The 12,156-nt window shown below is 33.8% G+C and carries 9 protein-coding genes; all 9 read left to right on the top strand.

Annotated elements, in window-relative coordinates; genetic code table 11:
• Positions 1 to 16: 16 nt before the first annotated feature.
• On the top strand, positions 17 to 208 hold the full coding sequence (locus CUN60_RS04305) for a hypothetical protein (RefSeq protein WP_102950841.1): 192 nt from the start codon (positions 17 to 19) through the stop codon (positions 206 to 208).
• Between the two features lie 677 nt (positions 209 to 885).
• Entirely contained in the window at positions 886 to 2,628 is a 1,743-nt protein-coding gene (locus CUN60_RS04300) for a TraM recognition domain-containing protein (protein ID WP_158649282.1), read from the top strand.
• 350 nt (positions 2,629 to 2,978) lie between these two features.
• On the top strand, positions 2,979 to 3,581 hold the full coding sequence (locus tag CUN60_RS04295) for a DUF6088 family protein (RefSeq protein WP_102950839.1): 603 nt from the start codon (positions 2,979 to 2,981) through the stop codon (positions 3,579 to 3,581).
• Between the two features lie 2 nt (positions 3,582 to 3,583).
• Complete coding sequence (locus CUN60_RS04290; RefSeq protein WP_102950838.1) at positions 3,584 to 4,564, top strand: nucleotidyl transferase AbiEii/AbiGii toxin family protein; 981 nt, start codon at positions 3,584 to 3,586, stop codon at positions 4,562 to 4,564.
• A gap of 527 nt (positions 4,565 to 5,091) precedes the next feature.
• Positions 5,092 to 5,595 carry a J domain-containing protein gene (locus tag CUN60_RS04285; RefSeq protein WP_102950837.1) on the top strand — a complete coding sequence of 168 codons (504 nt, stop codon included), beginning with the start codon at positions 5,092 to 5,094 and terminating at the stop codon, positions 5,593 to 5,595.
• 103 nt (positions 5,596 to 5,698) lie between these two features.
• Positions 5,699 to 6,037, top strand: a complete 339-nt coding sequence (locus tag CUN60_RS04280) for a hypothetical protein (protein ID WP_102950836.1) — start codon at positions 5,699 to 5,701, stop codon at positions 6,035 to 6,037.
• Between the two features lie 213 nt (positions 6,038 to 6,250).
• Positions 6,251 to 9,106 (top strand): SNF2-related protein, encoded by a 2,856-nt coding sequence (locus CUN60_RS04275; RefSeq protein WP_102950835.1) that lies wholly within the window; start codon positions 6,251 to 6,253, stop codon positions 9,104 to 9,106.
• Positions 9,107 to 10,528 carry a toll/interleukin-1 receptor domain-containing protein gene (locus CUN60_RS04270; protein ID WP_102950834.1) on the top strand — a complete coding sequence of 474 codons (1,422 nt, stop codon included), beginning with the start codon at positions 9,107 to 9,109 and terminating at the stop codon, positions 10,526 to 10,528.
• 49 nt (positions 10,529 to 10,577) lie between these two features.
• Positions 10,578 to 12,155 carry an AAA family ATPase gene (locus tag CUN60_RS04265; RefSeq protein WP_102950833.1) on the top strand — a complete coding sequence of 526 codons (1,578 nt, stop codon included), beginning with the start codon at positions 10,578 to 10,580 and terminating at the stop codon, positions 12,153 to 12,155.
• Position 12,156 lies beyond the last annotated feature (1 nt).

Below are 12,156 nucleotides of genomic sequence, written 5' to 3'. Positions count from 1 at the left end.
TTTAGGAGCAATTGCAATGGCATTAGTTAAATCTATTGAAAATAAATCTGAACTCAAGCTTAAAATTTCAAGCGAGCTTTTAACTGAATTGGAGCAGCTAAAAGTTAATGCTAAAGAGCGAAATTTAATGCTTGATCTGGATGAAGCTATTGAGAAGTATCTCAAAAAACTCATAAAAAAAGCCTACGAAGAGCTAACTACAAAATAGTTAGCTCTTTTTTTATTCGTTGTTTTATTCGTTGTTTAGTTCGTGTCTGGATGACAACGATTTAAAACAACGAAGTTTATTGCTTCATGATTTATTTTGTTTATATGACAAGGCACGCTACAAACCACGGCTGGACGCCTGTTTGCTGCTATTTACTAGGGTAAATACCTTGTCGTTTATTGGTTGCCCACAACCGCCCCGCGTGAGCGAGGCCTCGGCATTTTACCGCTGGTTTTTTGTTAAAACCTAAGGTAAATGCGTCGTAACATTCTGCGTCAGCTGCACTGGCGTTTGCTGACTTGACTGTTCCTTAAAATGCCGAGGCCTCGCTCACAAAACCCTGGTGGGTGCTGGCGCTATTTTGTGGCAGGCGGTTGTGGCGGGCAAGCCCCCACTAAGGCATCGCGACTGGGGTCGCTAAAATCGGTTGGCGATTTTTGCCTAAGTGGCACCCCCATTTGAAGCTTTGCTTCAAAGGCTGCGCTCTGGACGAGCTTGCCCCATTGCGCCATTTCTGCTTCAGCTTAATTACCGCAGCAATGGCTTATGGTTCCCGGTTTCTTTTATCATCGTTTAATTTTTTATCGAAAGTTTATATCATGCAGAATTTATTGGATCAGATGTTCTTATTTTTAATGAAATACTTTTTTATACAACCGTATCATGAAGTATTTTTAATGGCTAATATTTATTGGGTGGCTTTTGCTTATGGGATATTTACTAGCTTTGTGTTTTACACTATGAAATCAAAAAATATCATTGTTAACTTTATTCAACGTTTAGGATTTGGCATTGGTATTCTCTATTGGGGCTTATCTACATATTTACTCTACATTTCATTACCTGAAGTCATTAATGATTATGGGAAAAAATTACAGGCTTATCGTAGGGAGCAATTTACTGAACATATATTATTTGAACTACTGACTTTGTTTGTTATTGGCTTAGTTGGTAGCATAGTAATCTCAATTCTACTAAAAAGGAAATATGGAACCAAGCTTCAAGGATTAATTGCCCGATTTACCAAAACTAATTTCAATAGCACTATGAGTACAGAACAGTTAGCTAAGGAGATGAGCAAGGTTCAACCCAAAGAGTATAATCCAGTATCTTATTTAAGGATTGATAAAAAGCAGGTGTTTCTAAATTGGGATGCAGAAAAAAAGCAGCCAGTTTATGAAGACTATTCAATATTCTCAAAGAAGCATGCTCAATTTAGTGGACGTAGTCAGTCTGGTAAAAATTTAGGGATTCAGCCATTGGCTATTCAAATGATGATGTTTGGTGAGTTGGTAATTATGCTTGATGTTAAAAATGGTGGTGATGATATTATGGCGCCATTATTATATAAAGCAGCTAATGAATTACAGCAACCCTATACCTATATGGAATTTGGAGTATCAACCTCATTTCAATTTAATATTCTGCAAACTAAGGATGTAGATACCTTACAGGAAATAATCCTACAGTTATGCAATATTCAGGAGACTTCAGATATGGCTACTGACTATTATCAGAAGCAAGCTAAAAAAGTAGCTTTAAGTCTGGCTCAGTTTATAGCCAATGAAGAGCAAGAAATAACTATTCGTGATTTAATGACTATTCATTATGATAAGTTTTTTAATCCGTCTGCTAAAGATAATGAAAAGTCGAAGATTGAAACTAGCTTACAAATTTTGGCTGATTGGGATTGCATAAATGCTAAAAATGCTATAAGCATTGATGAATTAATTGCTAATGGTGGCGTGTGGTATATCCAGTCCAAGACTAAGGAAGCTTATCCAATTATTCAGGCTTTAATTTCAATACTATTAAGGCTACCTAATCGTAAACGTAAAGTTTGTCTTATTGCCGATGAATTTTTTAAATATGTAAATAAAGATCTGACTGAAGTATTTACTGAAGGTGGTGGCAAAGGTATTCATTGCTTGGTAGCTTATCAAACTGCTGCATTATTAAAAGCACCACAACTAAATATTACTAGTGAGGATATGATAGGCACTCTATTTACTAATTGCAGCTACAGCTATATTTATGGCTCTAATGATCCATTTATTATCAAGCAGCTAGAAAAGGTTGGCGGAAAGATTAAAGTTAGTGTTGAAACCCAACACACTGAACGCGGGCTAACATTAGTGGATAAAGGAACTGGTAATAAAAGCTATCGTGAGCAGGATGTACCAAAAATTACTAACGACATGCTTAATTTATTACGGGATCGCGAATGTTTCTTGGTCTGTGCAGGAAGACCAACTAATCGGGCGCATACGGGGATTATTCAGATTTTACCCGGAAAGTTTGATAAAGATAGCCGTGAGTTTAAGGAACTTCGCAGAATATCGAGAGAAATCAAGTCAATTGTTCAACCAGTTTTCGATAACGATGATTCCACGCCCAAATCGATTAATCCTTTTGCGTAGCTTTTAGTTAACTATGCTATGGATAGTTTAAATTCGAGACGCACTGCGTCTTGAATTATTCATAATTAATTATGCGAGTTAAAGAATTGTCTGGGCTTATAGCTATCACAAAGTATGTACAAGTATGATTAACGTAAGAGTATAAATTAAGTATTAGTGTAGTTTTTAAATTGAGAAAGAATCGCAAGGAAGTTGCAGTATACCAGAAGAGCATAAAACCATTGTTCTCTAATTTTATCATTTAAGTCAAGTAGAAATCAATATATTTTTGATAAATTATGGGATGATCTGATATAATATTTTCAGAAAAATTACCTATTTTTTCTGAAATTTTTTTATGGAGTTAATTCTTGCAATCGATTGATAGTAAAGCATTTATCAAGATCTCTGGTAGTGGGAGAGGTTATGTATTCTCTGGGGCAGATTTTGTTGATCAATTTCCAGGTGATAATATTGACAAAGCCTTATCCAATTTAAATAAGGAAGGCAAGATTCGGCGGATCATGCGCGGCATATACGATTTTCCTAAGTACAGCGAATTATTGCAGCAGTATTTAAGCCCGGAGATAGATAAAGTAGCCCATGCTCTTGCTCGGAAATTCAAATGGCGAATTGAACCATCAGGAGATACTGCACTTTATTTGCTTGGTCTATCCACTCAAGTGCCAGCCAGATATATTTATCTTAGCGATGGACCAAAGCGAGAATATGAGGTTATGGGCAATCAGCTAGAGTTTAAGAAAATAGCTCTTAAAAATGTTGGGTTTAAATACGCAGAAAGCGCTTTATTAGTTCAGGCAATTAAAAGTCTTGGTAAAGATAATATTTCAGCTGAGATTATTACTAAACTCAAGCAAAAAATTGATAGCAAATTATACCCTAAGATAATAAAAGATACTAAGACCGTTACAGATTGGATCTATAACGTCATTAAGCAAGTTTGTCAGGATTAGATATGGATCATATCGCCACCCTTAATAAATCTCAACTGAAAGAGATATTTAATGAAACCGCAATTAAAAAACAAGTAACTCCAGTAATTGCCGAAAAAGACTTTTGGGTTACTTGGGTGCTAAGTAAAATATATAGTGATCAATATCTATCCTCAATCTTAATGTTTAAAGGTGGTACCAGTTTATCCAAGGTGTTTAAGGTAATTGAACGTTTTTCTGAAGATATAGACTTAATTTTGGACTGGAGCACTGTTACTCAAGATAATCCAAGGCTAGCAAGGAGTAATAGTCAGCAAAATAAATTTAACCAATCGCTCAATGATAGCGCTCACGAATTTATGCAAGATCAGTTGTTGTCAAGATTTAACGAGATATTGCAGCCTATTTGTCATTGTGAGTTAGACCAAACAACCAAACTAGTTATTCAGGTTAATTATCCTGCTGTTTTTAATGACCCTTATTTACGACCTCAGATTTTATTAGAGATTGGTCCACTAGCAGCATGGTTGCCATTTGGGGAATTCTCCATAACTTCGTTTGTAGCAGATGCTTTTCCTCAATTATCTAAAGATCCGATTTGTAATGTAAAAGCAATCGTTGCCGAACGTACCTTTTGGGAGAAAGCAACCATATTACATCATGAGTCTAATCGCCCGCTTGATAGCCAATTACCACTACGTTATTCACGTCACTATTATGATTTAGCTATGTTGGCTTCTTCATCTATAAAGGATAATGCATTAGCTAACATGAGTCTATTAAATGATGTTGTCGAATTTAAACAAAAATTCTATCCCCGCAATTGGGCTAAGTATGAAGATTGTTTAACTGGTAATTTAAAACTAATCCCACCAGAATATCGCTTAAAAGTGCTTCAAGACGATTATAAGCAAATGAGAGCTATGATTTTTGGTAGTTATCCAGATTTCAGTGAGATACTAACTAAGTTACACCAACTTGAAAATCAAATCAATTTGTTATAGCAGATATCCCCAAAAAATGTGAATAAGTAGTGAGTAAATACTCACGGCTTAAGTTTATTTAAGCCTATGGCTGATTACATTGTTAAATTTTTCTTTTGCGGCTAACATTATAACGCCGATAAAGCATGTCCATGCTTCAGCTTGCCGAGTGTGAAATTATTAGCTCGGTAACCCTCACTAATAATCTTCATGAACGACACTACCAGAAACCAGTTAATTAGCAAATCTTATCAATTGCTAATTATGGTTCTGGTGTGCACCAAATTTTTATAAATTCTTTTACTTCGTAAACTCCATAAAACAATTTAAAAACTTTCCTGTTGGCGCAATCGCACTGGCAAGCACATGTCCATGCTTTTTAGTATCGCCATTAAGCCGCAAAAGAAAAAATATGCTGGTTTGGATGATATGCCTCTGGCAGCCAAAGGATTATCCTTTGGAATCAAATAATCTGGGTTTGGCTTAATTAATCGGTAAATAGCGCTCGTTGGCGCTTAGTAAGCATGTATCTTTATGGAGTAGTAATCATGAATAAACTAGAAAATGCAATTGTTATCTTTGGTCTTAAAAATGGTCAATACACCATCAATGATATAAAACAGACCTATAGAAAGCTAGCTAGTATTAATCATCCTGATAAGGGTGGAAATACTGAAACCATGCAATTAATTAATACTGCTTTTGCTGAATTATGCAAATACTTTGTAACTAATCAGACTTTAGATATTAATCAGGATAATAACGAAACAGCACATAACTTTGATTTTAGCTTTCTGGATACTCTTAAAACCTTACATGGTGTAATTATCGAAGTTTGCGGCTATTGGGTATGGTTATCTGGTAATACTTACCCACATAGAGAAACTATCAACAATCTGGGCTTTAAATTCTCTGGAGCTAAAAAATCATGGTATTGGAGTCCAACCATCAACATAACCAATTATAAGCGCGGTTCTAAATCAATGAAGCAAATCCGTAAGGATTATGGCAGCAAAATCATTGAAACCGAATTACAGCCAGTAATCAACTAATCTAGTGGGAGCAATCTCATTTAGTTAAACAACCAGATCAAAGAACAAAAAAGAATTAAAAAAGACGTATCAAATACCAATTAAACCACAGGAGCTAATCAATATGACTGATAAAGAATATGCTAAAGAAATAGTTACTACGATTTTAAGTCAGTTAGGTGGCAGTAAGTTTACTACCATGACCGGAGCTAAGTTATCTTATAGCATTAATAGCAAAGATCAGCCAGTCTTACATTGTAAACTACCAGCTGATATTAAAATCAGGAACAATATTAATCTAGTCCTTATTACCTACAATATTGGGTTAGATTTATATGAATATACCTTAATGAATACCAGAAAAGATACTGAAAACCAGATAATCAAGCAGATTAATGATGTTTATGCGGAAGAACTAATCTCACTGTTTGAACAAGAGACTGGTTTGTACTGTTATTTATAAGTAATTATGCAACACTCTTCAAATAACTAAAACTATAGGCTTAGGATAAACCTAAGCCTAATCTAATTAATGCGCTGAACCAAGTTTTGCCAGCAAAACTCGCCATGCCATAGCCAGCGCTGTAATAATCCCTCCAGAATGTATGATATAACTAAAGCATAATTTGTGATTATGGTAAAATTGAGAACATTCGTTGTTTCGTTATAGAGTTTCATGCTGCTTACACCCTATCATGCCAAATTTTTTGCTTACGATATATTACGCAAAACACGTAGTGATATTTCAGCAACGGTATTTAATGCCAAGGTACAGATGAATCCGCATCAAGTTTTGGCAGCACAGTACGCAATTCGCTCACCAATTGCCAAAGGTGCAATTTTGGCAGATGAGGTTGGTTTGGGTAAAACCATTGAAGCTGGGCTAATTCTTGCGCAAATGTGGGCTGAACGTAAGCGCAAGCTAATAATTGTTTGTCCCGCAGTATTGCGTAAACAATGGCAGGAAGAACTTAAAGATAAATTTGCACTTGATTCGATTATTCTTGATAGTAAACCTATTATCCAAGCTAAAAAAGATGGCATTGACTTATTCAATTTATCCGAGCCTAACATACTAATTTGCTCTTATAATCTGATTAATCGTGAAGAATATAATTTAAAATTAAAATCCATCCCTTTTGACTTAGTAGTATTTGATGAGGCGCATAAATTAAAAAATGAAAAGTCAAAGGTTTATCAGTCGATACAAGAAGCATTTTCACACACTAAAAAAATCTTATTAACAGCTACTCCGTTACAAAACAACCTCAACGAACTCTATGGATTAGTTAATATTATTGATAATAAGTTTTTTGCAAGTAAGCGAGCATTAAATAGTAATCTCAGTGACCTTGAATTATCTCATTTACGGGAGAGATTAAAATCAGTTTGCCATCGCTCCCTACGTAAAGATGTTGCTAGCTTTATTCGCTACACAGAGCGCCATTCTCAAACATTTAATTACCAGTCAACTAATTTTGAACTACAACTATTTCAGGAATTAAATGACTTTATTTTTGATGAGCTAGTTAATGTTTATGATGTGCGGGTTATTCATTTAATCAAGGTTGCTTTATTAAAGATAAAATCTTCATCTTCAATTGCAATTTTTGATACTTTGCAAAAAATTCGCTTGAGAGTTGAGCAAAGCTTGGCTGATGATAATGCGGTTACCAGCTTAGATGAAATTGAAGAAGAGATATTGGTGGAAACCAGCGAGGATCTAGATGATGAAGAATATCAGGAACTAGCAGATAGTCCTCAATTAGTTGCCAAAGCCGAAAAATCACGTGTTTTAATTAGGCTTGATGAAATAATCCGTAATCTTAAAATCTTAATTGATAATAATCAAGACTCAAAACTACCTAATTTATTAAAAGCAATTAAATTTGGCTTCGCAAAAATGAAAGAGATTGGCGCTCGCGAAAAATGCGTTATTTTTACTGAGTCAGTAGCAACACAGAAATATCTAAAACAATATCTGGAACAAAACGGCTTTGCCGATAAAATCGTTTTGTTTAATGCTAGTAACAACGATGATAAATCCAAGCAAATCTACCATGATTGGCTAAATGTTAAAGCGAATCGCAAGAAAATATCTGGTGTTAAATCAGCGGATATGAAATTAGCCATAACTGAATACTTTGAAAAAACTGCCAAAATCCTGATTGCCACCGATTCCGCTTCTGAAGGGGTAAACTTACAATTCTGCTCATTGCTAATTAATTATGATTTACCATGGAATCCACAACGAATTGAACAACGGATTGGTCGAGTGCACCGCTATGGTCAGAAATATGATGTAGTGGTAGTAAATTTTGTCGATACCAATAATATGATTGATAAACGTATTTATGAAATACTCGATAAAAAATTTGGTCTATTTGATGGTGTGTTTGGTGCATCAAATGAAATCTTGGGAAGTATTGCCAACCTCAATAATGGCTTTGAGCAAGCAATACAAAATATTTTTACACGATGCCGTGATGAAGAATCTATTAATCAAGAGTTTGATTTACTTGGTGAACAATTCAAGGAAGAAAATAATCAACGCTTACAGAAAGCAAAACAAATTCTGGAGACTTATTTTGATGAAGATGTTCATAACCTATTGCAACAATCTGAGGAACAGAGCAAAAACCGTTTAGATCAAATCAGTCAAAAATTCTGGGAACTTACCAAGTATCAATTACCACAATTAGCGCCTAAGGTTGAATTTGATGAAGATGATAAAACTATCGAACTTAACCAGCAAATTCAAGGGATTCGCTCTGCCATCTATTACATGATCAAAAAAGACAACTGGGAAGAACAGCAGGATTATACTAATAATCAGCTCTACCGCCTGAATCATCCACTTGGTGAGCTGGTAATCAATTTTGCTAAGGCACAAACTACGCCAAATGCGTTACTTGAGTTTGATTTAAGCAACTATGGTAAACAAGTAAATGCGCTTGACGCATACAAAAATCAGAGTGGTACATTAGCTTTAGAGCATCTGGTTATTAAAACTAATGATCATAATGAAGATTATTTGGTATTTAGTGGTAAGCTGGATAATGGACAGGAGCTTACACAGTCCGAATGTGAAAGATTATTTAATCTGGTGGCAACGGTTAGGAATACTGACAAAATTGATAATATTGAATATTTACAAAAGCAAAATCGTGATATAGCATTGGCAAAATTTGAACAACAGAAAGCCCAGAATTTTGATGATGTATATTTGCAAATTGAAAATTTTCGTAATGATATTTTAGCTGATTTTAATTCTCAAATTGAAGAGATTGACGGGCAAATCAAAGAAATCAATAAAAGCATTAAACAGGCAGTTAATATTCGTGATAAAGTTTCATTAACCGGAGAAATTAACCTTTTAAAAAGTAAAAAGCGTAAGATGATAGATAATCGTCAGATGAGAGAGCTGGAACTTGATGATGAAATAGCCGAACTGGTTCAGCAATATCAAACTCAGTTAGAACCAAATATTAAAGCAAGTAATTTGTTTTCAATAAAATTTAAGGTAATTTAAATGTCACAAGAACAAAAACATGTTTTTATTTCTTATTGTTGGACTTCAAGCGAATATCAGTCATTTGTAAGAGGAGTAGCAGATCGTCTAATGTCTGATGGTGTGAATGTTACAGTTGATATTTATGACTTAAAGGAAGGTGATGACAAGTTCTCTTTTATGGAAAAAATGGTAAATGATCCTGGTATCACAAATGTGCTGATAATGTGTAATCAAAATTACAAAATTCGGGCAAATAATCGCGAGGCTGGTGTTGGTACTGAAACACAAATAATTTCTAAAGAGGTATATGAGCAAGTACAGCAATCTAAGTTTATTCCAATCATTTGTGAGAAGGATGAAAATGGTAGTGCTTACACACCTAGCTATTTATCGTCGCGTATCTATATTGATTTTTCTTCCGAACAAAGTTTAAATGAGAATTGGGAACAGCTTGTTCGATGCATTTATGGACAACCTCAATACCAGAAACCGGGATTAGGAGAAAAACCTTCATATCTCAGTGAAGAGTTTAATTTACCTTCCTCTTCAATTTCTGCTAAGTTTAGCATACTAAAGCAAGCAATTATCAATAATAAGAATAATAAGCTTTTATATCGTAATGACTTTATTAATGCATGTGATGAGTATGTTGATAGTTTAAGAAGACGGAGTGCACCAACTGTTAATATTGGACAATTGATAATTGATGACTTTAGTAAGTTAAAGGTTGTAAGAAATTGCCTGATTGATTGGATAGCTTTAGAACTTAAGCTTAATCCTGCTACGGAACTAATTGACCCCTTAATTAATGTTTTAGAAACATTTGCAGGATTTAGGTGTAGACCAGAAGGGTTAAGTCAATGGGGAGAGAATTGGTTTGATGCACATAGGCTATTTCTAGTTGATTTTGTTTATTATCTTATAGCTATTTTAATCAAATATGATAGATTCGATCTAATACACAAATTATTATTAGAAAAATATTATATTTATAATGATTATACATATCAAAAAGAATATCGCGATTTTTCAACATTTTACTACGGTGGCAATGAAAGTATAAACCAAGCATTAGGAAAACAGTACTACAGTCCTGCCGCAGAGTTAATTCGTAAGAATGCAGATAATCCAGAACTACCATTTGATAAGCTAGTTGAAGCTGATTTACTAATTTTGTTAGTTGTCTTAGTTAATGACAATATTACCCGTTGGTATCCACAATTGCAATATTACAATAGGCATCACCAACTAGAGTTATTTGCTCGCGCGGAGAAAAAAAGCTGGTTTAATAAAATTGCCACGGCAACTGGAATATCAAATCCAGATGAATTAAGAGTGAAGGTTCAACAAGGGGTTATTCGACTAGACATGAAAAGCTGGCATAGGTTTGACTATTCATTTTGGGAATGCTTAAACCTTGATAAATTAGGTACATTATAAAAATAATAAACTACTTAAAACAAAAAATCTTTATTAAAAAAAGCTTACCATGAGAATAAAAAAAATCCAGTTAAAACAATTCAAGCGTTTTGATGACTTAACTTTAGACTTAGGTAATGAGCCTAGAAAAATAATTGCGCTAGTTGGTCCAAATGGTTGTGGTAAAAGTTCAATTTTTGATGCATTTGAAGCAAAACTAAAAAATTTTAGAAACTATGGAGATGAAGGAAATACTTTTTATTCCAAAGCATTATTTTATGAAGATCAACAACATATAAGCCAGTCTTACTCTCACAATAATTCAATCATTATTGAACCATCCTTAATTACCCGAAAAAGTTTTTATATTAGAACATCTTATCGCTTTACTTCAAAATTGAATGTAACTCAAATTAAGGCATTGCCAGATATGTTAAGCGATAGAAGTGAACCAATCAGTACCATTGCTTTAGATACTCGTTTAGAATCAAACTATAAACGATTAATTGGTAATGCTCAGGAACAGTTTGAAGAAGGTTCTCAAACGTACAATCAAGTTAAAGAAGCGTTAATCGGGAAGATTAACCAAATCCTAAGAAGTGTTTTGGATATTGAGATTTCAAGTCTTGGAAATATTTTAAAACAAAAAGGACAATTATACTTCAAAAAAGGTAATACTAAAGATTTTCCATATTCAAACTTATCCTCAGGAGAAAAAGAAGTCGTTGATATAATCATTGACTTAATAATAAAAGTTGAAAAGTATACCGAAACAGTGTTTTGTATCGATGAACCTGAATTACACCTAAATACCTCTATACAAAGAAAACTACTAATTGAAATTGAAAAATTAATCCCTGAAAATTGCCAACTATGGATAGCAACTCATAGCATTGGATTTTTAAGAGCATTGCAAGAAGAGTTAAAAGATAAGTCGCAGGTTATTGATTTTTCTGCTGACGATTATTTTACTGGAACTAAAATTATTAATCCAATTAAACCAAGTAGACAAAATTGGCAAAGGATATTTAATACTGCTTTAGAAGATTTAACGGGACTTATCAGCCCGAGAAAGATAATTTATTGTGAAGGAAGAGATTCACCGGGACGTGGGGGTGTAGAACGTGGAATGGATGCGCAAGTATTTAATACTGTTTTTGCTGAAAAATACCACGATGTTCAATTTGTTTCAAGTGGTGGAAATACCGAGCTAGATCAAAGAAGTGATATTGCATTGGCGATACTGACTAAGGTATTTTCTGATATTGAGATTTTAGTATTAAAAGACCGTGATATGGCTTCAGGCAGAGATACAGATGAACAAGCGAGACAACTTTATTTAAATAATAACCCATCTAATCATAGAGTATTAAAACGATGGGAAATTGAAAATTATTTATTTGATAAAGAGGTTTTGCAAAAATACTGTCTAAGTAATGAATTAAATTTTAATGAAGAAAAATATGATTCAGAAATAACTGACATAATTAACCAACACGTAAAAGATAATTTGAGCTTAATCAAAAATATTTGCGGTATTACAACAAATGTAACGCCAGATATATTTAAAATTAATTTATCAAAAATAATAACTTCTGATATGAATGTCTATCAGGAATTAGAAAATTGCATTTTTAACAGGCAATAGA

Source organism: Aquella oligotrophica, from assembly GCF_002892535.1.
GTDB lineage: Bacteria > Pseudomonadota > Gammaproteobacteria > Burkholderiales > UBA11063 > Aquella > Aquella oligotrophica.
Note: the sequence above shows the minus strand (reverse complement) of the source record. Positions and strands in the feature narration are given on the sequence as shown.

Coding starts and splice junctions, on each gene's coding strand:
- CUN60_RS04285 (WP_102950837.1), top strand. CDS start 5,092: ATGAATAAACTAGAAAATGCAATTGTTATCTTTGGTCTTAAAAATGGT.
- CUN60_RS04270 (WP_102950834.1), top strand. CDS start 9,107: ATGTCACAAGAACAAAAACATGTTTTTATTTCTTATTGTTGGACTTCA.
- CUN60_RS04275 (WP_102950835.1), top strand. CDS start 6,251: ATGCTGCTTACACCCTATCATGCCAAATTTTTTGCTTACGATATATTA.
- CUN60_RS04265 (WP_102950833.1), top strand. CDS start 10,578: ATGAGAATAAAAAAAATCCAGTTAAAACAATTCAAGCGTTTTGATGAC.
- CUN60_RS04280 (WP_102950836.1), top strand. CDS start 5,699: ATGACTGATAAAGAATATGCTAAAGAAATAGTTACTACGATTTTAAGT.
- CUN60_RS04300 (WP_158649282.1), top strand. CDS start 886: ATGGCTAATATTTATTGGGTGGCTTTTGCTTATGGGATATTTACTAGC.
- CUN60_RS04290 (WP_102950838.1), top strand. CDS start 3,584: ATGGATCATATCGCCACCCTTAATAAATCTCAACTGAAAGAGATATTT.
- CUN60_RS04305 (WP_102950841.1), top strand. CDS start 17: ATGGCATTAGTTAAATCTATTGAAAATAAATCTGAACTCAAGCTTAAA.